Consider the following 24,133-nt stretch of genomic DNA (forward strand, 5'->3'; position numbering starts at 1 on the left):
AAATAAGGACGGGGCCACGCTTTCGCGTGGCCCCGAAAGACCCGTCACCACCTTGCCTATCACGTCCTATGACCCTCCCTGGATCCTCCTTGAACGGCTTTCATCCTGTCGCTACCTGCGTAAAGTGGGGCGCATCCATTGACCTTTCTTGGCCGACAACACTTCCTGTGTACCTCCCTGTTGATGAATATTCTCTCGAAAACCGGGCGATGCGAATAGTGGCAAAGGGCGGAATGTTTTGTGCGATATGTCGCACAAGGGGGGGCAGCCTAATGATCCATGTAATGGCAAACGTCACCCTGTCGAAAAGGAGTAAGGCCCCCAACGATCAGCAATCACGAGCGCGGCACCTGTGATGGTAAACATCATGCTACCTGCGAAAAACAGGGTCCCCAACACCCTATCGATAACCCGGGCATGCCGCTTGACATCGTCCGTGTTAACAATACGGTCATCTATCTCTTTGAAAAAACAACGCGGTAACGCGATGGGCCATGAATACAGGAATGCCCTATAGCCCATAGGGTCCCAGCGGTGGGCGATCAGCCGCCCCTCGGCAGATAGCGCTTTCTCTATCCTGCGAACCGAACAAAAATGGAATGTTGGCCACATGACGAGTGCCAGCAACAATGAAAATGCAGATACAGCCCGCCCAAACTCAAACCAATCCACGTCACCTCCTCAACGAAAGGCTATCCCAAACGAAATGACCTGCATCTTGACCCGCTTTATCCATTTGATAGGCAGCGATTGCACCAACAGCTATTGTAGACCCGACAAGCACGACCCAACCAACAGGTGTACTCGCAAGTGCAATACGCCCCAATAGAAACGCCGCACGACCTGTGGCGAAACCCGTGACACCCGCCCCCCCAAACCCACCACCCTGAGCCATCAGCTCACGCAGCCATTGTTCGTCATTATGGTAGGCACTCCGGACCTTTTGCCCTCGCACACCAATATCCACCGCAATAACACCCCGGCCCACATAACGCAAAGAGTCCGCAAACCGGCTCACCTTGCGTCCCTCGTGCATGTCCGCGATGTGTATACCTCGACCCCGGTTCCGCTCAGACAGGGTAATACCACGCTCAGCATTACTCAGGGCGTTACCGCGATTGCGGCTTCGCGAGGTGTCGGGGACGATGCGGCGCATTTCCTGGGCGTAGTGGCGATTCAGGTCTTCATAGGCCGACACCACCGCCCGCCGCAGTTCCGCGCGCCGCGATGCGGCCACACGCCCTACCCGGGTGTATTGATTCAGCTCCACCAAAGCGCTCTGGTAACGGCCCAAAGCGCCGTGAAAGCTCTGTACGCGGCCGGTAAATACCGCATTACCGACACTGGCGGTTCCCACAGAGGCCTGCCCCACATCCGCCAGGGTCACGTCCGCCAGGTGCCGATCATAGAACTCTGCGAGCAGTCGGGTATCATCACCATAGTCAGCAACACAGCTCGCGAGATTCCGACGTGACGCGGGAGAGAGATTGTTAAACGTGTCGGTAACCAGCCGCGACTGCACACTCGGTCGCCGAGAGACTGTATACGAGAAAGATTGAGGCAGTGTTGTATCAGCGCCCGGAACACGCGGATTGCACCGGAGAAACTCTTCCAGGGACTCTGGCGCATTATTGCAGATTTCAGAAGGGCGGGATGGTCTATCCAGAAAGTATACTTCGCTCATTTTATGGGCCTCAGCAAGATCCTTTGTACTGAGGAGGCGCGACCTCCTCCATGAGAGGTCACGACATTAGCGAGCGTTTATCAGTTCGTCAACGACTCGCCATTTTACGTCTCAAATCTGTGAGGGGAATCACAGATTCGCAAAGAGTTGACACAAGAGCAGAGTCGCCTGGTGGCCTTCTAGTCTTACTCACGGGAGTATCTTAGCCACATAAAGGACGGGGCCACGCTTTCGCGTGGCCCCGAGAGACCCGTCACCACCTTGCCTTGCACTCCTGTGCCCAATCCCTGGATCTTCCTTGAACGGCATTCATCCTGTCGCTACGTGCGTAAAGTGAGGCGCATCCATTGACCTTTCCTGGTCCACAAAACTTCCTGTGTACCTCCCTGTTGATGAGTATTCTCTCGAAAACCGGGCGGTGCGAATAGTGGCAAACGGCGGAATGTTTTGTGCGATATATCGCACACGCGGGTGACTACAAGTGATCCGTGCCGGACACGTCACCGAGCACCCGAAACCAACGCTCAAGCTGATAGCCATCGCCGTCGATAAGGCGAAGCCGGTGCCAACCGGGCTCAAGGTTAACGGCCTGCTCGTGATACACGCGGGTACGGCCCAGGTAGTGCCCATTGACGTGCCAGTGAAGTTCGCCTTCGGGGTTCCGATGTACGGCCTGCAGTATCGCCCGCCCCCGCCTACCGCTCAACTCCACAGGGATATAAACCTGACTGCCCTGACGCGGATAGAGCAGGTCCATCGGTTGATCGTCGGCGTAGCGATGCAACTGTCCCAGGCAATCCGGTCGCCAGGGCGGCATAGGGCGATAATCACTGTGATGCTGGCGCCAGAAATGCGCCTGGAGCGGCGGCAGGATAAACCAATCGGCAATCACCATTGCGCTTACCCGCTCACACCCGGCGTGAACCCGGTAGTGCTCGCTGGCATCGAGTTGAATACGCCGATGGTGTGGCGTTACTTGCTGGAAGTGGCTGATGCGGGGAACATCAATGTCACGCGCCTGACACTGGCCCCCGGCCAGATAACCGTCCGCCGTGCACACTGACGCCGTTCTTAATGCACCGGCCGGTCGTTCAAACCAGCGCTGGCGGCCCAGTTGTTCAAATACTTCAAACATGACCGGCGCGGCACTTTGCTGGCCACTGAGCGCTGACGCTGGCGCACCATCGGCGTTACCCGCCCACACCCCCACGGTGTAACGACCATTGCTGCCAATGGCCCAGGCATCGCGCAGACCGTAACTGGTGCCGGTTTTCCAGGCCACGGCCTGACTGCCACTGAAATCCCGCCACAGGGCATCGGTGCCCGGACGCACCACATTCAGAAACGCCTGAAGTGTCAGCCAGGCAGCCCCCTGCCCCAACCCGGGGTTACCCACGGGCGCATCCGATTCGTCGTGCAGCCGCCGAGCCTCGCCCGGCCAACGACCGTCGCGAGCAGCACTGGTCAGTCGGGCGTAAAGGTTGGCCTGTTCCCACAGCGTAGTTTCCGCTCCGCCCAGAATCAGACTGAGCCCATAGTCCTCTGCCGGACGGTGCAGCGTCGTCATGCCCAGCTCCTGGAGGCGATGGTGCAGGCGCTCGATACCGTAGTCCCTGAGCATGTGCACGGCCGGGATGTTGAGTGAGCGCGCCAGCGCCTGATGCGCCGGCACCGCACCGCGATACTGGCGATCAAAATTCTCCGGGCGATAACCACCAAAATAAGCGGGCACATCGGGCACCAGAGTGGTGGGCAGCAACTCGCCCTCTTCGAGCATCAGGCCGTACAGCAAAGGCTTCAATAAACTGCCAGAGGATCGGGGCCGCTGCACGATATCCACGTCCGGCGCATGATCATCACCCGCCGCCCAATTGCCCACATAGGCCCGGGTAACCATGCGCTGATGATCGATGACCACCAGCGACAGATTGCTGATCCCTTCGCGCATCAGACGCTCGCCATGCTGCTGGGCAATATCCAACGCCCGACGCTGCAACTGGGCATCGAGCGTGGTGGCAAACACGGCGCGTTCGGGCTGGGCCAAGGCCAATGTGGTCAAAAGGTGCGGCGCTAAACGCGGCAAGGGGCGGGGCCTTTCCGGCAGCGGTTCACGCAACGCCAGGGAGAGATCCAGTTCTTCGATAATGCCCGCCGCCGCCAGGTCGCGTAGCAGTTGATCCCGTTTAACCCTCAACCTGTCCCGGCTGCGTCCGGGATGAATCAGTGCCGGGCTGTTGGGCAGCACCGCCAGGGTTGCGGCTTCGGCCCAGGATAATGCCTCGGGCTCACGGCCAAAATAACGCCAAGCGGCCGCCCGCAAGCCCACCACATTACCGCCGAAAGGTGCATGACTGGCGTACAGGGTAAGCAGCTCATCCTTGCTGAAATGCCACTCCAGTTGCAGTGCCCTCAATGCCTCGCGGGATTTATGCCCAAGCGTGCGCGGCGGGTTTCCGTGGAGCATCCGGGCCAACTGCATGGTGAGCGTACTGCCTCCACTCACCACCCGACCTGCCCGTCGATTGTCGCGCGCGGCCCGGACGATGGCCAGGGGATCAATACCCGGGTGACGAGTAAAGCGCCGGTCTTCAAAGTGCAGCAGCGCCTGACGGTACTTGTCCGGGACTTCAGCCACCGGCTCAAACCACCACTGCTGATTGCCACCCACCCGCGCGCCCAACAGTTCACCGTCGTCCGCGAGTAACACTCGAGCATACGCCTGGTGCGCCAGATTTTGGGGCAGCGGCCAGAACTGCAGTAAAAGCACCGCTATTGCCGATGCCGCCAAAAACAGTCCAAGCAATACCTGGACAGAGCGGCGGGTCAATCGCAGGATACTCACAGCGTCAGCCCCCTAGTCGCCTTGGACGACCCGCACCCACTGACCCGCCGTGCCGGCATTGATACGCTCATCGTACATGGCTTCGGCGCGCCAGCCGGGCAGGTAAAACTCTCCGGCGTAAGAGGCGTTGAGCAGCACCCGCAGGGTGACCCGTTCCTGGCGCTCATCGTCGTAGCGCCACTGCCAAACGTGGTCACGCCACAGACTGAAATAACCCAGCACCCGGTCGTCGCGGATATCCAGATAGTCAAAACCTTCCGGCGCATCGCCACCCTCCAGACGCTCGTTGCGAATTTGCCAACCGCTGGGCATCACCAGACTGAGGGCAATATCCTCCAACCGGGCGCGACCGATGGCTGCAAAGTCGGCGGACACACTCACCTCGGCGACAAAGTCAGTGCCCTGAGGCAGCTCATTCACACTGAGAGGATCACCCGCTAACGACGCAAAACGCACCTGTAGATCAAGCCCTTCTGCCTCGGCCTGCTCCTGCGCCGCAGCGGGCGTCCCACGATTGCTGAGCAGAACGCGTAAATTCTGCTCACTGTCATTCCGTACGGCCACCTGTGTGCTGATCAAACGCTGACGATACCAATGATTGAGGCTCTCGACGTCCTGCCAATCACCATCGGTGTCGAGCGCAAAACGCATCGGTTGGTCCGCATCCAGCTCACCGGCAAAGGTCGAGAGTGCGACCAGGGACCAAGCCACAGACTGGGTGCTCAACCAATCGTTATCCGACAGCGCCCGAGCAACCCGCTCGGCCTGATCCCAGGCTTTTTCCGTGTTACCTGCCTGGACCTGGACCAGCAGGTCAATCGCCCGGTCACGCAGGGCCGAACCATAGGTGTACCCCGGATCATCATACATCGGCACCTGACCATCAGCGGGCATCAATGCCCGTCCGGCGTCCGACAGCCCCAGGTGAAAGTAAGCGCTCGCGAGGAGTCGCCGGGCGGTACTCGAGCGCTCATCATCGTCCTGCCGCAACTGCTCACGCAGGCGGTTCATGGCCGGCGTTTCCGCCTCACCCGCCAGGGCCAGTACATAAAGCCGGTAAGCCTGGACCTGCTGGCGATATCCCTCACCGCCAAATTGGCGCGCCAGTTGACGCTCGTGGCTGAGCCACCGGCTCAGCACCTCCGGCGAAACCCCATGGCCACTGCGACGCGCTTCGGTCAGAAAATGCCCCGCATACAGGGACGCCCACTCGTTGGCATAACGTTCTCCGGGCCAGTAGCTGAAAGCACCACTGCTCAACTGCAAGCGGCTCAAACGCTCTATCGCCGCTTGAAGGTTGACGTCGCGCTCTTGCATTTGAGCATCAGAAAGCGTCACCAGCCGATCGAGATACAACTGTGGAAAGGCGCCCGACGTCACCTGCTCCAGACACCCGTGCGGGTAGTTGAGCAGGTAACCCAAGCGCTGCTCCAGGTTGAGCGACGGCAGCCGACTCACTTCCACACTGGCGTCATTGGTGCCCGCCAACCCGTGAGCCTCAAGGCTGGACTGCCATTGTTCCCCAGGCGCCAGGAGCACCTGCTCCCGACGGACCGACGGCGGGTTGGGCGCGCGCGATTCGATGGTGAGGGTCTGGCTGGCGGTTTCATCGCCACTGCGGGCCGTTACCGTAACCTCGCCGAAACCCACCTGATCCTTGACCCGCAAACGCAGTTGCGCGATCGCCTCCTGCCGCCCGTCCATAGCGAGCTCTGCCTCCCCTTGCTCAAGGACAAACAAATCACTGGTACGGGTATCGAGGGTGACACTGTCGATGGTCTCATCCGTCGCAAAAACCTGAACCGGCAATGCAATGGTTTCGCCCGGGCCGACTACTCGGGGCAAAGTCGCGAGCAGACTGAGTGGCTGCGTTACCGTGACTGGGCGCTCGGCCTTGCCGTAAGCACCCTGATCCCCGGCCACCAGCATCAGGCGGACCTCGCCCAGATAGGGCGGCAGTTCAAGCGTATGCGTCTGAGTTTGCCCCGCGTCAAGCGTAAATGGCCCGAGAAATTTAACCACCGGCGGGAAACGGCGCTCGCGAGGGTTGGCGTCCGCCTCGTCGTCGGCGTCACTGCCACCGATGGCAAGCACACGCTGCAAGGAAGCACCGTAGGCTCCCACCACCTGATCAAACAAATCCCAGGTGTGCACGCCCAGGGCCTCACGTCGATAAAAATGGCCGTGTGGGTCGGGCGTCCGATAGCCGGTAATGCCCAGCAAACCTTCGTCCACCAGTGCCAATGTGTAAGTCATGGGTCGACCCGACGCTTCGTTCACGTGAACGTCGAAGCGCGATTCCGGACGAACCTCTTCCGGGGCATCCAACTCTGGCGTGAGACGAGTCGCAGGATCTTCCACTCGCAGAGGCACAACGCCGTACAGCCGCATGGGGGCATCACTGGTGCGTTGCTGGTGAGGCAACAGCAACGCAACGTGGACATAGACATTGGGCGTCATCGCCGTCGTGACGGGAATCGATAGCTCCGTTTGTCCGGGCGCCAGGTCGACCCAGCGCCGCTCAAGTACCCGCCGTCCGTTCTCCAGGCTGAGCAGCACACGACCGCTCGCCAGCTCCGGCAGCCGGACGCTCGCCGTGTCTCCAACGGCATAGCGTTCTTTGTCGGTCGACAACATCAACTGCGTGGCGCTTGCCGGGTTAACCGACTCGCGCGAACTCCAACCCAAGTACACCAACTCCCCGGCGCAATGGCCGCCCTCCGCATCGCACACCCGCAGAAGATAGCGGCCCCACTCGTACTGATCTTTGGCCAACAGCCATTGGGCGCGCCCCTGAGCATCCGTCTGCACGCGCTGATCGGCTACCGGTGCGCGACTTTCAGTGGCGACAAAGCTGGCGAGGTTATCGCGACCCCGATCCCACCACCAACGCCAATCGACTTTGTAGAGCGTGACATCCAGCTCGCGATCGGCCAGCGGTGTGCCACCACTGGACAGGCTCTGAAAGGTCACCTGATGATCCTGGTCGCGGGCAATCGCCCCGTGATAACCGCGTCCCTCTGGGACATGGACGCCGACCCACTGCTCAAAAGGCAAATAATCAAACCGGCGAAGGCCGGTGCTGAAGGCGCCACCCGGTTCGAAAACCCGATTGATAAAAACCGCCGACAACTGACCCGGCGGCGGCGAAGCCAGGGGTAAATTCACCGGAAACGTTACTTTGCCATCGGCGTCCAGACTGCCCTCAAACAGCGGCTGTGTCGCGCTGGCAAACTCCCGCGCCGGATCGTCAAAGGTGAACTGGCTGTAACCCTCAAACCGAGTGGCTTTGGGTTGCAGGCGCACCTCAGTGTCCGCCCGCAGGTGCGCCGCAGTCGCACCGTGCAACCACTGGGCGGACAGCTCGGCCTGAGCGGGCATCGCATCAAGCCGCAAGGGGGTTTCCTCGAAGGCCAAGTCCAACCGCAACCGATTGGGCATGATAGTTTCGATTTTAAGCAGTTTATCGAAGTACCGGTTACCAAGGTGTACCACCGCCCGCCAATTCCCGGTCGGCGCCGTGTCTTCAGTTCGCAGGGTGAAACGGTAAAAACCATTGACCGATTCCCGGGCCAACTGACTGTCGACTTTTCGACCCTGGGGGTCAAACAGATCCAGCGACACCGGGTGGTCTTCCGGCCACAGGCCGTCCTGGTCCTCAAGAATGAAGGTCAGGTGAATATCATCTCCCGGCCGCCAAACATCCCGCTCACCGTAAATAAAGCCCTTCAGGCCATCGCGTACCGGCTCACCCTGCACGTCAAATTGATTGGTGGGCAAAGCCTCATTGCGCGCCAGGCGCAAATACCCGCGACTGTCATCGTGCTCGGCCACCAGATAAAACGGCTGGCCGTCGGCGCGGATCGAAGCCATGCCGTAAGCATCGGTGCGTCCTTCACCAATGCGTTGCTGCTGAAAGTTGTATACCCGAATCCGCGTGTCGGGCATGGGCTCGGTATCGAGCAGACGGGTGACGACCACCTCTACCTGCCGGTCACCGCCAAGCTTGGCCAGCAGGCCCAGGTTGGATACCTGAAACGAGCGCCGGGCGCTGACTTGGTTACTGTACCGATAATAGCTTTCATGGCAGGGGTTGTTGCGCTCGCTGTACACCCAGTAACCCCGCGATTCGTAATACGCCCGGTACCAGCTCGGGTGGGCTGCGCCCTGATGCGACCAGTCGCCCTCGTGGCTCTCGGGCGCCGGGTCTTCTGGCCGGTCGGGCCGCGGGCCATCGCAGGGATAGAGTGAATTGCTGCGATCGACACGCAATACCAGTTGTACCAGTCCTTCCGGGTGCGCCGCCATCAGTTCGGTAAGGTCCAGGTTGAAGCGCTCCCAACCATCGGTGGCAGGCTCGGGCAAGGTGTAGGTCTTGCGCCACAGGTAGCGCCCGGTGCGGTCGTCCAACCGGGCATCGGTGAGGCTATTGTGCTGTAGGTGCTGCCCGATGTTACCTTCAAAGACTTTGAAAGCCGTGACCTGGACAGAATCGACACTGGCCGCCTCAAAGGGCACCGAGATCTGACGAGCCGGCGGCAGAATGCTGCTGCTACTCAAAAAACGTACGCCGGGGGAAATCAGCGTCAGCCTCAGCTCTTGCTCATGGCTCTCGCTCAAACGTCGCCCCCGGCTGCTGCGCAGCAGGTCGCTGACCTGCAAAAGTACCTGGCCGTCCAATTGCTCGCGTGGGAACAGGCGCAGGCGACTGCCGTCGACCCGGGTGCGCACCTCAGCGCCGCCGAGCTGCACCAGTCCGCCCAGGTTTTGATTCGGATCGAGCGGTTGGGAAAAGCTGACCTCCACATACATCTGACCCTCGCGCACCACGCGAGCACCGGTAACGGTGAATGTATCCCGCGCCGGGAGCGTCACATTGCGCTGACCGACCTGATCTGATCCGATTGCCGTGCCATCCCAGGAAATCCGCAGTTCCTGAGGCTGGTCGGTTTGCGTCATAGCCGAAAGAATAAACCCGAACCGCACCGAATCAGCCGTCTCGCGCCAGGTAATCGATACCGCCTCGTCCTCCAGCTCTGCACTCAGGATTTTTTTGATCGCTTCCAGGTCCGCCCCATCTGGGGTAAAGACCTCGCCGGAAAGCCGCAGCGAGTCACCGCTTGTGGTCGGCGCAAGACCTTCGATGGTCAGCTCAAAAATGGCGTGAGGTTTGACGGGCCCATCGCCAGCGACACCCCTGGGCGTCGACTCGCCCGGAGACTGCGCCGGGGCGGGTTCCTCTTGGGGGCTGCACCCCACGAATAATCCGACAAACGCGATCAGCAAAGCCCGACTCAGTCGCGCGATCACAATCCTGGTGAAGCCAAAGTACGTGTCCATGGAAGCCTCTGGGGTATTTTTTACTGGGTGGTCATTGAAGGCCTAGTGTAGCGAAAAAATGTCAGAAATAGAGGAAAACTGGGGGATATCGCTCATTATCACTCTAAAATCAGAGCGGCTGGCTGAGCTCTGGGGCCACACCAACACGCAACTCTCGACGGTCAAACCGCTCTGTTAGCAACAGCAATAACACATTGGGAAAAGTCATCAATAGCACGCCGAATAGTCGATTTGCTCGAAACAATACCGAGAAGGAGATGCCAAGCTAGTCCTGCATCCCTCTGAGATACCTGTTCACTTTATTGATATTGTCATCGGTCGGGTATCGGAGCATTCTCGCCAAGCCATCGTTGTTACAGTACGCTTTATCAGAAACCCAATAGCTCGTATGGATTTTCGGCGTGTAGAGGCTGTCCCGCATACCACACTTCACATAACCCGCGTCCAGTGCAGACTGATGCCAGTAATAGCTAAAACCCATCCCACCCAGAAAGATCAGTACAACACCAGCGATACTTGTCCAGTTGCAATAGGGAAGCAATTTTCGGTAAAGGTGCTTCCTATACAGAAAAGCAAACATGGACAAAGAAAATAGAAAAACGCCCCCCCCGGCAACTATTGCACCCGGCAGATATCCATGCGCTGTACGGACAGCAATAACGGCGTCTCCGCTACGCAAAGCTTGTAACTGTTTGCTCACATCTCCGATTAAGAAGTAGGACATTGCCACGACCAGGGCCCCGCTAATAATCGCCACCAGGCTGACCATAACGAGCTTTTTAGCTAAAACAGCCATTTTGAGTTTAGCCCCTGCCTTAGAGTTCTTACTTTGCTAAAAATAAAGCGCTTAACAGACTTTCGGACAGCTCTTCCCGTCTCTTCAATGACGTAATAGATGCCATCCGCTATGGTTTCATCGAGATTTCTGACGCTGTTTTCATAGTGCTCAATAAAACTCACTATTCTCTCTACTTCTTCATCAAAACCGCTTCGGTTTAGCATCCAAGCAACCCCAACACATACAACCAGCCCCGCAGCTATTGGAAGGATTACGGGCGAGGCTCCAAACACAGCAAGAGCCGTAGCGGCCGCACCCTTAGCCGCGAGGTAGCCTGCAATGCTAGCCAGCGCGATCTTCGTAGCATCAATCGAAACATTAACCACCCAATTGGACCAGCGATAGCTCTCTTCAAAAACCCAGTGAATAGTGTGAAGGCTTACGGAAAATATCATCGATATAACAAAACCGGATTTAGCCCCTCTCTTTAGAGCCTGCCCGCCTATTCCAAACTTCATTATCTTGGTGTTCGTCGCCAGGTATCGGGTTCCCTTTAGAACCGCGCGCAACTTATGATTACCCTTGAAAATAATATATTGCTTTCCAGCCCGAGAGGTAATGTAGTATTCAGACATTATATTGCCTGAACGAACCAAATCTCTTGCCAAGATAGTTAATACGGCTGCGCCCTTCGCATTAACAGCATGGTCTCGGGCAGCACCGAGAGATAGTTCAGAGAGCTCTACCCCAAGGTCTCGAAGGTCTTCGGCAACATTCCTTTCAGACCGTCCAGTGGAGCGCTGAAGCGCAATCCATACTTCGAGCAACTCATCAGCGCTCAACGTATAGATGTCTACTTCTTTATAGTCTGTCCGGGGTCTTAGCTTTCGATCGCGATAAGAGGTATGCGCTGGAGGCGGCGGGTAAATCATCAACTTACTCCCTGTTGAATGTCTTGAGCTTGGAAATATGTTATCCGACATCAACAACAACGATCAATAGATATCAGCTTTTTCATCGAGATCTCAGCGAATACCGTGACACGGTTCCCACCTTTCGGCACAAATTTATAAGCTAGCTGAATAGCCATGGGGTTGGTATATCTGACTTTTAGATTTCCATAAAAAAAAAGGGCCGCACGTTAGTGCGACCCTTTTTCAAGTGCCAGGAGGACTAAGGCGCCGGGTCCCAGCCCTCGCCGTTGTTGTAATCAGCAAAGATCTGCGCGCGGTTTGAGAAGCCGCTGTTGTACTCCTCTTCCGACAGCGTGTAGCTGACCCAGTTGCTGGTATTGATGGGCTCGCCCGCCAGGTTTTGGCTGTTGTACTCGCGCCAGCCGCTGGTCGCCGTCGCAACGGCGGGGTTCGGGGTGGGGCTGGTATGCCAGCCGGATGAGGTGATGTGGTCATCCATGCGGGTGTTGATAAAGACCACGTTGTCGAAATAGCCGGCATTACCACCACTGCGGGCCAGGGGGATGCTGTTGTTGGGCACATTGGTACCGGTGGGCCCGGGGCCTCGGGTCAGTTCGCTGTTAAGGAATACAAAGCCCTTGTCCTCTGCATTGACCGTGCGCGCCTGCAGGATGTAGCCGCCGCTGCCCGATGAACGACCCACGGTGCGAATCTCGCTGTCCTCAAAGAGCGCGACGCGGTTGCCACCCCAGATGTAATCCACGTTACCGGCAATCAGGGAGTCATAGAACCACGTATAGCCTTTGACCTGGATGGTGTCCTGCTCACTGAAAAAGCTGACCCGGTTGGCAATCATCCGACCCTGGCTGTTGAAGTAGATTGCTTCAGCTTGGCCACCCTCACCGATCAGAGTGGTATTCACAAAGGTCAGATCCTCAAGGGTGAGCATGTCCGCCGACTCCACCAGGAAGTTGGCGCGACCGGCGGTACCGGAGTTCAGCGCTTCGTTGTTGCGGTACTCGATCACAACACCGTCGCGACTCTGGCCGCGCAAGGTCACGTTGTTCTTGTTGCGCAGGTACAGCGGCTCGCGGTACACGCCATCGGCGATGGTGATCAGGGTCTGCTCATCGCGGCCCAGGTTGCGCATCGCATAGCTGAGCGCGCCCTGGACGGTGCGGAAGTCCGCCTCGCCTTCTGAGGCAACCGTCACTTCGTTGCCACTGACGTCGTTGGCGCCGGTGGTGAAGAACCAGCCGGCTGCCCGGCCCATGCCCTCAAACAGCACGCCACCGATTTCACCGCTGACGGCGTCCGGGGCGATGGCGACGTAATAGCGCGTCTCGGGCTCCAACACGTCGGAGTGTGGGGCGACGACCAGATCATTGCCGTCAACCCAGACCGGCTCGGTGTTGATGACCCGATCCCGATCCGATCCAGGCAAACTGTCCTGCTCCCCGGCCAGACTGATACTGTCGATCACCGCATCGTCGTCGGCCCGGTAAATTCGGATGGAGCCAACGTCCGCCAGGCTCGGCGGCGCATCAAAGGTCAAGCGCACGCGGGTGTCCGTATGCACATTCTCGGCATTCAAGGCTGGCGCCACGCGATCGGCGAGGGTATAGGTGGCTTCCGGCTGAACAAACGCTGGGCCAATGCTGGCCTCAAGTACACGCTTCAACGCCGGCTCGGAGCCGCTGGTGAAAGTGACCAGAGTCTCGCCTTCGGTCAGCGGTTCGAGGCTGACCTGATCCCCGTCGACGCTCACGCCCACGATCGCCGGGTCCTTGGACTCGACCGAGAAGGTATCCGGCTCACCGTTACCCTGCACCGCCGTCACTGTGACGATATAGGGGTCGGTTTCGGCCTCAGCCACCCAGGTCAGGCTGGCGGGATCGAGGGTCAACTGAGTCGGCTTGCTCGCGGGGTCACCCACGCGAATATCATCGATCTCAAAGGACTTATTGGAGGTAAACAGGCCGATCAGACCGCGCTCGGTATAGAGGCTATCCGTGGTGGACCCCACCGGCTCACCGTCAAAATAGACCGTCAGGTCAGGTCCGATCAACTCGAAGCGCACGGTGTACCACTGGCCGCCCTCAAGCGTATCCCGTGGGCCCTGAATAATAGGGCGACTGGTCTGCACCGGGCGGGAGATGGCCCCGTCGACGGAACGGGCGATTTCCACACGGGTGGCGTCAGTGGTGTTCTGCACGTTCAGACCCGCCGCCAGCCAGTTGCCCTCGCTTTCGTAGCGGGCCATCAGGTACAAAAACTTGTTTCCGGTGGTGCTGTTCTCACGCGGGCGAATGCGGGCCTCGACAAAGTAATCGGCGGTCGGCACATCGTCGAAGGCGTCGGGCTTCACCAAGGCCAGCTCGCCGCCCCGATTGGCCGCCGTAAAACGCAGCACAGTATTACCATCGTCATCGGCCAGATCAAACTGACCGTTGGGCGCAGGCTCCTCGTTGGTGGTCTGGGACAAAAACTCCCAGCGATCCACGCCATCCGAAAAGTCCTCGCAAAAATACAGGCTTGTATCTTCACAGCCACCTGCCGCCACCGACGAACTGCTGGAGCTGGAGCTGGAACTAGAGCTTGAATCATCACTCGACACACTGGACGAGGAGCCACTGACAGGAGGTTCATTGTTGGATGAGCTGCCACAGGCGAATAGCGCGCCACTCATCACAAACAGGGCGGCAAGGGGTAGAATTTTCATGGGGTACGTCTCTCAGATCTCGTGTATAGATTTATATTTGTGTTACGCAATCATTTCAGAGACGGGAGGGGGTGTCAACGAGTGTTTGGTTATATAGGGGGTTGTTGCGATGGGGCTTTCCGGACCTGGGGTCGATAGCGGGTAGCGTTAATTCCGCGTCAAAATAGCCACGACTCTCTGTGCCATCCGCTCCCGGTGATGAGGTTCAAGCGCTGCGCCCGGGGCAACCCAGACCAGGGTGTCGCCCTGCTCGTTCACCGCCACCAGCGAGCTGGCGCCGGGGAGATAGCCGTGCTGAACACCGACCACTCCCTTGTCGGTGTCGTACAGCGTAAAGGCGTAGGAGTAACAGCGCTCGATGCCCTTCTCTCGACAGTTTTCAATCCGGCCTGCCTGCAAAATGTCCGGATTTTTGATAAACAGATCCCGTATCAGGCGGGCGAACTCTTCCGGATTACCCATAAGCCCGGCAGCGGGCGCCAAAGCATTAAAATCCAGCCAGTGGACGTAGTCGGCATCAAAGCGAAAATCGTTGGAGAGGTCATAAATCGGCTCTTGCGGTAGATAGTCGCCCTGCGTAAAACTCAGAGATTCGTAACCCGCAAAGTAAGTATCCGATATATAGCGCTGATAATCAGCTCCAGCAGCCCGACTAATTATTTCGCCAGCCAAACAGTAAGCCACATTGTTATACCCATGATTTGAGCCAGGTTCACCCGCAAGACGAACCTTTTCCAGAACCGATATATCGTAAGGGCACCAGGGTTTCTCGCCCCGCGTGACCATATTGTCAGAACCAAAAGGTCCGCCCAAGCCTGAGGAATGATTGAGCATGTGCCAGAGCGTGATCTCGGCTACCCTAGGGTCTCGCAAATGATCGACATTGACCTCAGGGAAATAAGTCAACACCGGCGCATGCAAATCCAGCTTTTGCTCGCCCGCCAACTCCAGCGCGGCAAATGACGTAATAACCTTAGTCAAACTGGCAAAACGAAACAGGCCCATCCTTGTTCGCCCATCTTCATAAACCCCACAGCGCGCAGTCGCCCCGTCTCGACCAACGAAGACAGCTTCGCCATTGAGGGAAAAAAAAGGGAGAGAAGCGCGTTTGAGCAATCGATCCAACTCCGGCGGTGCGGTCGCATCGCACCGCACCGCAGCACCAGATTGCCAGGCCGCGAAAAAATAGGGGAGTCTTTTGACATATAGCGGGTTGGTTACGTAGAGATGTGCCAGCCAAGCAAACAGAAAAAGTAGGGCGCCGTACCCAACTAACCGACCGTACAGGGCCTTTATATGCATTTTTATCCCCGCCTACAAAGAAAAACCCCTCGCCGAAGCGAGGGGTTCAGCAGAAACACTCCAAAAGTTAACATTACAGGCGACTTTTGGACTCTCTCCCTAATTAAGTGGGTTCGCCATCTTCTCCGTCTACGTCGCCCAGATCAGCCTCACAGCCAGCCGGACGGTAACGAGTATCTACGTTCGTGGAGCAACCCCAAATTCCTGCTTCGGTGCGATTCCACTGCAGCTGTCCCTCACCAGTAGTCAACGCTGCAGCCGCATTGCCGCCGAATGTCGCTGTAATTTGCGCAGTATTGTCTTCGGTGATTGTAACATCAAGGCCGGGCTGCAGCTGTTCACCCAACAAGTTGCTAAAAGTCCAACCAACATTACACTCACCCGGGGCAGGATCGCCAGTAACGATAGTTGTTCGGCCTTGCAACATGCAGTTCTCAACCGCACTGCGCAGTGCGCCGGTCTCCTGCATCACACGAGAAACCTGTGAACCAGCAATATAGTTCTGGTACTGCGGGATAGCTACAGCGGCCAGAATACCAATGATCGCGACCACGATCATCAATTCAATCAATGTAAAACCTTTTTGTTTTTGCATAGTAATGTCTCCTAAAAAGACGTTGTTTGTTTTTGCTCCCCTGGGACAAAGCAACCCGAGTGCCAACTTGTCCCGCTCCGGGCCACGAGTCAGATTTCTGACACTAAACGAACGAAAAGCGTGACACTCGTCACACTACAGAGTTTATCCTTGAGCACTGATCTTCAGCCCGCTGCACAACTCACCTATTCAGTTCGCGAAAAATGGCCATAACCGGCCCCTTGACTGACATTTTTTGTCAGCCAAGCCTGCAAATCCTGACAAATCCCGTCAGCTTTCACACCAACGCTTACGGATCCTAGCCACCTCGGTCCCCTTTTCTCCCAAACCGAGTGCCAATAAGGTATAGAAATCACCAAGAGTAATCGTATACAGTAAGGAAAGTGCTAAAACTTCCGCCAGAACACTGATAAAAGAACAAGGTAGCTTGATGAATACCACTGTCCCTGTGCTCAACGGTCTCGCGCGACGCCTGGTCAACGAAGGCCTGCTGGATGCGGAGCTGGCCCAGCAGGCCATGGCTCAATCCGCCCGGGAAAAAGAACCTCTGGTGCAGCATCTGGTGCGCAATGGGACACTGGAGGCGCGGAAAATCGCCGAAATTGCCTGCGACGAATTTGGCACGCCGCTGTTTGATCTCGGCACCCTGAATCCTGAGATGATCCCCAAGGACCTGGTGAGCGAAAAGCTGATCCGCAAGCACCACACCCTGCCCCTGATGAAACGTGGCAGCCGCCTGTTTCTGGCAGTCGCGGACCCCACCAATCTGCACGCACTGGACGAGATCAAGTTCAATACCGGCCTGACCACCGACGCCATTCTGGTGGAAGCGGACAAGCTGGAACAGGCCATTGAACGCTACTTGAATGCCAACGAAGAGAGCCTGGGCGATGCGCTCGGCGGTATGGATGACGACGGCCTCGACAATCTCGATATCAGTGGGGAAGACGACAACAAGCCCGAAGATCCGGCCAAGAGCGAAGCCGACGAGGCCCCTATCGTCCGTTTTATCAATAAGGTACTGCTGGACGCCATCAAGATGGGGGCGTCGGATATCCACTTCGAACCCTATGAAAAAGCCTACCGGGTGCGCTTCCGGGCCGATGGCATCCTCCAGGAAATGGCCAAACCGCCGATCAACCTGGGCACGCGCATCGCGGCACGCCTGAAGGTAATGTCCCGCATGGACATTTCCGAGCGCCGCCTGCCTCAGGATGGCCGGATCAAAATGAAAATTTCCAAGACCCGGGCCATCGACTTCCGGGTCAACACCCTGCCCACCCTGTTTGGCGAGAAGGTTGTGCTGCGGATTCTGGACCCCAGTTCGGCGAAAATGGGGATTGATGCACTGGGTTACGAGGACTTCCAGAAAAAGCTGTATATGGATGCTCTGGAGCAGCCCCAAGGGATGATCCTGGTAACCGGCCCGACGGGTTCCGGTAAAACCGTGTCCCTCTATACAGGCCTGAATATTCTCAATACCGCCGAGCGCAATATTTCCACTGCCGAAGACCCGGTGGAGATCAACCTGGAGGGGATCAATCAGGTCCAGGTCAACACCCGGGTCGGTCTCACCTTTGCCGAGTCTCTGCGCTCTTTCCTGCGTCAGGATCCGGATATCGTGATGGTAGGGGAAATCCGGGACCTGGAAACCGCGGAAATCGCCATTAAAGCCGCCCAGACCGGTCACTTGGTGCTCTCTACCCTGCATACCAACTCCGCCCCGGAAACCCTGACCCGACTGATGAATATGGGGGTTCCGGCCTTTAACGTCGCCACCAGTGTGAGTCTGATTATCGCCCAGCGCCTGGCGCGGCGACTGTGCAGCAGCTGCAAAAAGCCCGCTGAGATTCCCGGTGACATCCTCACCGAAGAGGGCTTTGACGAAATCGGTATCGCGCGCAAAGACCTTGAAATTTACCAGCCCGTGGGTTGCAGCCACTGCAATAAGGGTTATAAAGGCCGTGTCGGGGTTTATGAAGTGGTTCGCATCACTGACCCCATTGCCAACCTTATAATGGAGGGAGGTAACTCCCTGCAAATTGCAAAAGCGGCCCGGGAAGCGGGCTTTAACAACCTCCGGGTGTCCGCCCTGCGCAAAGTTGCGATGGGCATGACCAGCCTTGAAGAAGCCAACCGCGTAACCAAGGATTAATCCTGATGGCAACTGCAACCGCACAAGCGACTCAGAAAAAGAAAGCCAGGGCCCCCAAGGGACCGGTCGCCAACACCTACGTCTACAACGGTACCGACCGGGGCGGCAAAAAGGTCCAGGGGGAAATAACAGGTACCTCGCCCGCCCTGATCAAGGCGCAACTGATCAAACAGGGTATTCGGGTCAAAGGCGTACGGAAAAAGCCCAAGCCCTTGTTTGGCGGTGGCGGCAAAGCCATTAAGGCTGCCGACATTGCGGTTTTTTCCCGACAGATGGCCACCATGATGAAGGCCGGTGTACCCCTGGTCCAGTCATTTGATATTGTCGCTGACGGTCTCGAGAACCCGCGCATGCAGAAGCTGGTTCTTGAGATTAAAGAGGATGTGGCTGCCGGCGGCGGTTTTGCGCCAGCACTGCGCAAGCACCCCAAGTACTTCGATAACCTCTTTTGCAACCTGGTAGAAGCCGGTGAGCAGTCGGGCGCATTGGAGACCATGCTTGACCGTATTGCCACTTACAAGGAAAAGACCGAAGCCCTCAAGAGAAAGATCAAAAAGGCAATGACCTATCCGGTGATTGTTGTCCTGGTAGCCATCATTGTCACAGGCATCCTGCTGGTCAAAGTCGTACCCCAGTTTGCAGAGACGTTTGCGGGCTTTGGCGCGGATCTGCCCGCCTTCACACTGTTTGTGGTGGCTTTATCCGATCTGGCGCAGGCCTATTGGTTTATGGCACTTATCGGGGCAGGGGTGTTCTTCTTCCTCTTCCGCGAGGCGGTCAGGCGTTCGGAAAAGTTCGCCTTCGTTGTCGACAGGTATATGCTGAGACTGCCGGTGATCGGTGAGATCGTTTACTTCTCAATTATGGCCCGTTTTGGCCGGACCCTCTCTACGACTTTCGCCGCGGGTGTGCCGTTAATTGATGCTCTGGACTCCGTCGCCGGCGCGGCAGGCAACCGCGTTTATTCCAAGGCGATCCACACGATTAAGGACGAGGTTTCTACGGGTATTCAGCTCAACACCTCTCTGCGCAACAGCGGCAAGTTTCCCACCTTGATGGTGCAGATGACCTCTATCGGTGAAGAGTCCGGTGCACTCGACGAAATGCTGGAAAAGGTTGCCGACTATTATGAGGAAGAAGTCGATAACCGGGTGGATAACCTGACCACCCTGCTAGAGCCTCTGATCATGTCGGTTCTCGGCGTATTGGTGGGCGGTCTGCTGGTCGCCATGTATATGCCGATCTTCCAGTTGGGGGCGGTGGTCTCCTAGTGACGGTTTTTCTCGACGCCCTGCAAACCTACCCTGCCCTTGCCCTCACCAGCGCCCTGATTCTCGGGTTGCTGGTGGGCAGTTTTCTGAATGTGGTGATCTTCCGCCTGCCGGTGATGATGCAGCGGGAGTGGAAACGCGATTGCTGTGACCTGCTGGATCAGGCGCCGCCGCCCGAGACTGGTGAGCGTTTTAACCTTGTGGTGCCCAATTCCCGCTGCCCCCAGTGTGGCCACAAGATCAAGCCCTGGGAAAATATCCCGGTGGTGAGTTACCTGTTCCTGCGCGGCAAATGCAGCCAGTGCGGTACGCGTATCTCGCCCCGCTACCCGATCATTGAGGCGGTTACCGGACTGCTGTCGGTGGTGGTGATCGCCTATTTTGGCGCGACCCTGGCCGGCTTGCTGGCCCTGGTGCTGACCTGGAGTCTGATCGCGCTCACCATGATCGATGCGGACACCCAGTTTCTGCCGGATTCCATCACCCTGCCCCTGCTGTGGTTGGGTCTGATCGCCAATGCCTTCGGCGTGTTTACCACGCTGGAGAGCGCGCTCTGGGGTGCGGTAGCCGGTTACCTGACGCTCTGGTCCATCTACTGGCTGTTTAAATTGCTCACGGGCAAGGAAGGCATGGGTTACGGCGACTTCAAGTTGCTCGCCGCCCTCGGCGCCTGGATGGGCTGGCAGCTGTTGCCGGTGATCATCCTTCTGTCATCGCTGGTGGGGGCAGTGATCGGTATCGGTATGATCCTGGCGCTCGGACGCGACCGCAATATTCCCATTCCTTTTGGCCCCTACCTGGCCATCGCGGGCTGGATCGCCCTGCTCTGGGGCGACACCCTGATGGCCCAGTACCTGCAAATCGTTGTCTAAGGTGCGGTTATGACGTGGGTCGTGGGGATTACGGGTGGTATTGGCAGCGGCAAGTCCGCGGCCACGCGACACTTTCAGGCGCTGGGTATCGAGGTGGTCGACGCCGACGCGCTGGCGCGGGTAGTGGTCGAGCCTGGCCGACCAGCACTGGCGACCATCGCCGGCCATTTTGGTGGACGCACCCTCACCGCCGATGGCCAGCTCAACCGCCCCTACCTGCGCGATCTGATTTTCAGCGATCCCAGCGCCAAACAATGGCTGGAGCAACTATTGCACCCGCTGATCCGCACAGAGATCGTCAGTCAGTTGAATGATGCCAGAAGCCCCTATGCCATCCTCTCCTCGCCGCTATTGCTGGAAACCGACCAGCACACCCTTACTCACCGCATCGCCGTGGTGGACCTGCCAGAGGCCCTGCAGATCGAGCGTGCCAGCCAGCGCGACGGCAACACCCCGGCACAGATCGAAGCCATTATGGCGAATCAGTTGTCCCGCGCGGAACGTTTGGCGCGCGCGGATGATGTGATTGATAACAGTGGGAGCTTGAGGGCGTTGAAGGAGCGGGTTGAGAATTTGCACGAGCGGTACTTGGCGATGGCCTCGGCGACAGGTTAGTTGTTCAAGGGCAGTGCCTCAGGTGTCGGATTACGCTCCGCTAATCCGACCTACTCAAACAATTGCGCACTGTTTTGGGTTGGGTGCCTCACTGTCGGATTACGCCCTGTGGGCTAATCCGACCTACATGAACAATGGCACCCTGCCCCCAGTAGGTCGGATTAGCGAAGCGTAATCCGACAGTGAGGCACCCAACCCAACCCAACCCAATCCCGCACACCACCGCTTGTCCGATCGCCGTGCGCGTGCCAAAATGCCGCCCATGAACAAAACACCTGATATTGCCCCCAAACTCCAATGCCCGACCTGTAAAACCACGGTTTACTGGCGCAGTGATTATCCCTATCGGCCGTTCTGCAGCGAACGCTGCCGGTTGATTGATTTGGGGGAATGGGCCAGCGAAGGCCACAAGATTCCGGGCAAGCCTGCCGACTGGTTTGATCCGGACGCAGAGCAACAGTAGATTTCGCTATACAGCGGTGCCTCATGTGTCGGATTACGCTTCGCTAATCCGACCTACTCAAACAATGGCACACGGCTTCCAGTAGGTCGGATTAGCCCGCAGGGCGTAATCCGACACACGAAGCACCCGTCAAGACATGATGTAAAACCAAAAAACTTCACACCCCCAAACCACCGGGCCCGGGCTCTACTGCCAAAAATACCCGATACCGGCAATACCCTGGCCGCCATTGGCCCGGGCGGTAGCGATGTCTTCTCGTTGCATTCCCCCCAGCGCGTAAACCGGCACTTTGGCATCCGCCACCAGGCGCGCGAAGGTATTCCAACCGATCGGTGGCTGGCCCGGGTGGGACCAGGTGGTGGCGACCGGGGACAAACACAGATAATCCACGCCAATCGCCTGAGCGCGTGCGATTTCCTGCGCATTGTGGCAAGACGCGCCCAGCAGGGCATCAGAAGGGATGGGGCGCGACTCACACGCAGCCAGCTGCCAACGGTTCAAGTGCAGACCACAGCCACGTGGCAAATGGGGGTATAAGTGGGCCGGAGCATTGACCTGTAACCCGGTTCCGGCGGCCTGGCAAAAAATCCAGGCATCGTGGGCCAGAAGTAACAAGGCCTGATCATCAATGCCCGGCACACGCAACTGGATCAGCCGAGGCTTGTGCTCAAGAAGAATCTGCTGCAAGCGCGCCAGCAAGGCATCAGTGTCCGGTGCGGCACCGGTGATCAGTAATTCGTCAGGAAGCTGCAGTGCGTGAATGATGGCGCGGTTGGCGGCGGGAAATTCATAATCGTTGAGGTTGTCCAGGCCCACCCACTGAACGGGCTGCCCTTCCCGCCCTTCGACCTCGCCATTGAAGACGGTCACCCGATACACATCCAAGAACACCCGCTTGTCACCGTAGTCGTGATGGATCTGAATCAGCGGCTCGGCGGCGCCCACACGCACGCCCACTTCTTCCCAGAGCTCGCGAGTCAACGCCTGGACCGGACTTTCGCCGGGTTCCACCTTGCCCCCGGGAAACTCCCACAACCCACCTTGGTGCACGGCTTCGGGGCGGCGCGCGATCAGCACCTGACGATCGGGGCCAATCACCGCACCCACAGCCACATGTACCTGTTTGCTCACGGCGTCCAGCCTCCTGTTAACGCTCTAGCTGCGATAGTCTGCGTTGATGCTCACGTATTCGTGGGACAGGTCGGTGGTCCACAGGTGCTCACGGGCGGCACCGCGCCCCAAATGCACCCGGATCTCGATGCGCGCTTGGTCCATCACCGCCTGCCCTTGGGCTTCGGTGTAGCTCGCGGCACGCCCGCCGTCCTCAACAATCAATACGTCGTTGAGCTGTACACGGACCTTCCTTGCTTCCAGGTCTTTGACCCCGGCATAGCCGATAGCGGCCACAATGCGCCCCCAATTGGGATCTGACGCAAAAAGTGCGGTCTTGATCAGGGGTGAGTGGGCGATGGCGTAGGCCACGTCCAGGGACTCCTGAGGGGTAGCGCCGCCATCGACATCGACGGTGACGAACTTGGTGGCGCCCTCGCCGTCCGCGACGATACTCTGGGCCAACCAGGTGTGCGCTTCCAGAACCAACTCTCGGACCGCCTGGTAGAGTGCACCGTCGGCCGCCGTGATTTCCGGCGCTGTGCTGCGGCCGGTGGCCATGAGCAGGCAGGCGTCGTTGGTGGAGGTATCACCGTCAATGGTAATACGGTTGAAGGAGGCATTGGCCGCCTCGCGCACCAGGGCGTCGAGCACCGGTTGGGCAATCGCGGCGTCGGTGGCGATATAGGCAAGCATGGTGCCCATATTGGGATTGATCATGCCCGCGCCTTTGGCGATACCGGTGACGGTAATGCTGTGGCCGTCCATGTCGATCTGCCGGCTGAACCCCTTGGGGCGGGTGTCGGTGGTCATGATCGCGCGGCCGGCGTCGTACCAGCCGTTCTCGGTGAGGCCGGCCAGGGCGGCGGGCACGGCAGCAATGATTTTGTCCGCGGGCAGCGGTTCGCCAATGACACCGGTGGAGAACGGCAGCACCTGCTCCGGCGCAAGACCGCGCGCATCGGCCACGGCGCGGCAGGTGGCGATGGCATCGTCCCGGCCCCGATCGCCGGTGCAGGCGTTGGCGTTGCCGGAGTTGATGAGTAAGTAACGGGGGGAAGCGCTGGCCAAGTGCTCCCGGCACAGGGTGACGGGAGCGGCGCAGAAGGCGTTGCGGGTAAAGACGCCAGCACTGCGGGCGCCTTCAGCCAATTCGATCAGGACCAGGTCCTTGCGGTTGGCGTATTTGATACCCGCCCCGACCGCGGCGAGTTTGATCCCGGCAACCGGGTGCATTGTAGGGAAAGGAAAGTCGCCGACGGCCATGGGTTGGGAGATCTCCGTAAGTAAGCTTGGGTGCCTTATGTGTCGGATTACGGCTGCGCCTAATCCGACCTACTCAAACAGTGGCACGACGTACCCAGTAGGTCGGATTAGCCCGTAGGGTGTAATCCGACAATCGGGCAAAAAACCGGCCAGGATCCAGTAGGTCGGATTAGCCCGCAGGGCGTAATCCGACATTTGAGGCTC

16 protein-coding genes and 1 pseudogene are annotated in these 24,133 nt (G+C 58.2%); 5 read left to right on the forward strand and 12 right to left on the reverse strand.

The features are described from left to right. Window positions 1–294: 294 nt before the first annotated feature. The 10 genes and pseudogenes from DKW72_RS14845 to DKW72_RS16810 all read right to left on the reverse strand — a co-directional run. Window positions 295–672, reverse strand: a complete 378-nt coding sequence (locus DKW72_RS14845; RefSeq protein ID WP_111643177.1) for a hypothetical protein — start codon at window positions 670–672, stop codon at window positions 295–297. A gap of 1 nt (window position 673) precedes the next feature. Further along, window positions 674–1,522 carry a hypothetical protein gene (locus DKW72_RS14850; protein WP_111643178.1) on the reverse strand — a complete coding sequence of 283 codons (849 nt, stop codon included), beginning with the start codon at window positions 1,520–1,522 and terminating at the stop codon, window positions 674–676. Between the two features lie 637 nt (window positions 1,523–2,159). Further along, a complete protein-coding gene (pbpC, locus tag DKW72_RS14855) occupies window positions 2,160–4,526 on the reverse strand; it encodes a penicillin-binding protein 1C (protein ID WP_232522427.1) in 2,367 nt (788 codons plus the stop codon). A gap of 12 nt (window positions 4,527–4,538) precedes the next feature. Continuing rightward, window positions 4,539–9,866, reverse strand: coding sequence for an alpha-2-macroglobulin family protein (locus tag DKW72_RS14860; protein WP_111643179.1), 5,328 nt, complete (start codon window positions 9,864–9,866; stop codon window positions 4,539–4,541). 265 nt (window positions 9,867–10,131) lie between these two features. Beyond that, window positions 10,132–10,662 carry a hypothetical protein gene (locus DKW72_RS14865; RefSeq protein WP_111643180.1) on the reverse strand — a complete coding sequence of 177 codons (531 nt, stop codon included), beginning with the start codon at window positions 10,660–10,662 and terminating at the stop codon, window positions 10,132–10,134. Further along, on the reverse strand, window positions 10,650–11,576 hold the full coding sequence (locus DKW72_RS14870; protein WP_111643181.1) for a hypothetical protein: 927 nt from the start codon (window positions 11,574–11,576) through the stop codon (window positions 10,650–10,652). The genes DKW72_RS14865 and DKW72_RS14870 overlap by 13 nt, the downstream gene beginning before the upstream one ends. Before the next feature lie 241 nt (window positions 11,577–11,817). After that, window positions 11,818–14,280, reverse strand: coding sequence for a pectinesterase family protein (locus DKW72_RS14875; protein WP_111643182.1), 2,463 nt, complete (start codon window positions 14,278–14,280; stop codon window positions 11,818–11,820). 147 nt (window positions 14,281–14,427) lie between these two features. Continuing rightward, on the reverse strand, window positions 14,428–15,582 hold the full coding sequence (locus tag DKW72_RS14880) for a serine hydrolase domain-containing protein (protein WP_111643183.1): 1,155 nt from the start codon (window positions 15,580–15,582) through the stop codon (window positions 14,428–14,430). 103 nt (window positions 15,583–15,685) lie between these two features. Next, a complete protein-coding gene (locus tag DKW72_RS14885) occupies window positions 15,686–16,051 on the reverse strand; it encodes a pilin (RefSeq protein WP_408631117.1) in 366 nt (121 codons plus the stop codon). A 14-nt stretch (window positions 16,052–16,065) separates the two neighbouring features. Continuing rightward, window positions 16,066–16,177, reverse strand: a pseudogene (locus tag DKW72_RS16810) (pilin); the annotation flags it as partial. Between the two features lie 430 nt (window positions 16,178–16,607). Between DKW72_RS16810 and pilB the strand changes: the two are divergent. From pilB to yacG, 5 genes are all read left to right on the forward strand, one after another. After that, the gene (gene pilB, locus DKW72_RS14890) at window positions 16,608–18,332 is read left to right on the forward strand and encodes a type IV-A pilus assembly ATPase PilB (protein WP_111643185.1); all 1,725 of its coding nucleotides are present in this window, start codon (window positions 16,608–16,610) and stop codon (window positions 18,330–18,332) included. A 5-nt stretch (window positions 18,333–18,337) separates the two neighbouring features. After that, window positions 18,338–19,603 carry a type II secretion system F family protein gene (locus DKW72_RS14895; RefSeq protein ID WP_111643186.1) on the forward strand — a complete coding sequence of 422 codons (1,266 nt, stop codon included), beginning with the start codon at window positions 18,338–18,340 and terminating at the stop codon, window positions 19,601–19,603. Further along, window positions 19,603–20,475, forward strand: coding sequence for a prepilin peptidase (locus DKW72_RS14900; protein WP_111643187.1), 873 nt, complete (start codon window positions 19,603–19,605; stop codon window positions 20,473–20,475). The genes DKW72_RS14895 and DKW72_RS14900 overlap by 1 nt, the downstream gene beginning before the upstream one ends. A 9-nt stretch (window positions 20,476–20,484) precedes the next feature. After that, window positions 20,485–21,090: a dephospho-CoA kinase gene (coaE, locus tag DKW72_RS14905; protein ID WP_111643188.1), complete on the forward strand. Its 606-nt coding sequence runs from the start codon at window positions 20,485–20,487 to the stop codon at window positions 21,088–21,090. A gap of 262 nt (window positions 21,091–21,352) precedes the next feature. Next, a complete protein-coding gene (gene yacG, locus DKW72_RS14910; RefSeq protein WP_111643233.1) occupies window positions 21,353–21,553 on the forward strand; it encodes a DNA gyrase inhibitor YacG in 201 nt (66 codons plus the stop codon). A 186-nt stretch (window positions 21,554–21,739) separates the two neighbouring features. Here yacG and DKW72_RS14915 read toward each other — a convergent pair whose 3' ends face one another. Continuing rightward, the gene (locus tag DKW72_RS14915; protein ID WP_198411385.1) at window positions 21,740–22,684 is read right to left on the reverse strand and encodes a Nudix family hydrolase; all 945 of its coding nucleotides are present in this window, start codon (window positions 22,682–22,684) and stop codon (window positions 21,740–21,742) included. 24 nt (window positions 22,685–22,708) lie between these two features. After that, on the reverse strand, window positions 22,709–23,929 hold the full coding sequence (gene argJ, locus DKW72_RS14920) for a bifunctional glutamate N-acetyltransferase/amino-acid acetyltransferase ArgJ (RefSeq protein WP_111643190.1): 1,221 nt from the start codon (window positions 23,927–23,929) through the stop codon (window positions 22,709–22,711). Window positions 23,930–24,133 lie beyond the last annotated feature (204 nt).

The sequence above is a fragment of the Marinimicrobium alkaliphilum genome, from assembly GCF_003259155.1.
In the GTDB taxonomy this organism is placed as follows: domain Bacteria; phylum Pseudomonadota; class Gammaproteobacteria; order Pseudomonadales; family Cellvibrionaceae; genus Marinimicrobium_A; species Marinimicrobium_A alkaliphilum.

What these genes read in the sequence shown, in the direction of transcription:
- argJ (WP_111643190.1), bottom strand. Translation starts at nt 23,929, where the DNA reads ATGGCCGTCGGCGACTTTCCTTTCCCTACAATGCACCCGGTTGCCGGG.
- DKW72_RS14860 (WP_111643179.1), bottom strand. Translation starts at nt 9,866, where the DNA reads ATGGACACGTACTTTGGCTTCACCAGGATTGTGATCGCGCGACTGAGT.
- coaE (WP_111643188.1), top strand. Translation starts at nt 20,485, where the DNA reads ATGACGTGGGTCGTGGGGATTACGGGTGGTATTGGCAGCGGCAAGTCC.
- DKW72_RS14875 (WP_111643182.1), bottom strand. Translation starts at nt 14,280, where the DNA reads ATGAAAATTCTACCCCTTGCCGCCCTGTTTGTGATGAGTGGCGCGCTA.
- DKW72_RS14880 (WP_111643183.1), bottom strand. Translation starts at nt 15,582, where the DNA reads ATGCATATAAAGGCCCTGTACGGTCGGTTAGTTGGGTACGGCGCCCTA.
- DKW72_RS14865 (WP_111643180.1), bottom strand. Translation starts at nt 10,662, where the DNA reads ATGGCTGTTTTAGCTAAAAAGCTCGTTATGGTCAGCCTGGTGGCGATT.
- DKW72_RS14895 (WP_111643186.1), top strand. Translation starts at nt 18,338, where the DNA reads ATGGCAACTGCAACCGCACAAGCGACTCAGAAAAAGAAAGCCAGGGCC.
- yacG (WP_111643233.1), top strand. Translation starts at nt 21,353, where the DNA reads ATGAACAAAACACCTGATATTGCCCCCAAACTCCAATGCCCGACCTGT.
- pilB (WP_111643185.1), top strand. Translation starts at nt 16,608, where the DNA reads ATGAATACCACTGTCCCTGTGCTCAACGGTCTCGCGCGACGCCTGGTC.
- DKW72_RS14870 (WP_111643181.1), bottom strand. Translation starts at nt 11,576, where the DNA reads ATGATTTACCCGCCGCCTCCAGCGCATACCTCTTATCGCGATCGAAAG.
- DKW72_RS14885 (WP_408631117.1), bottom strand. Translation starts at nt 16,051, where the DNA reads ATGCAGGAGACCGGCGCACTGCGCAGTGCGGTTGAGAACTGCATGTTG.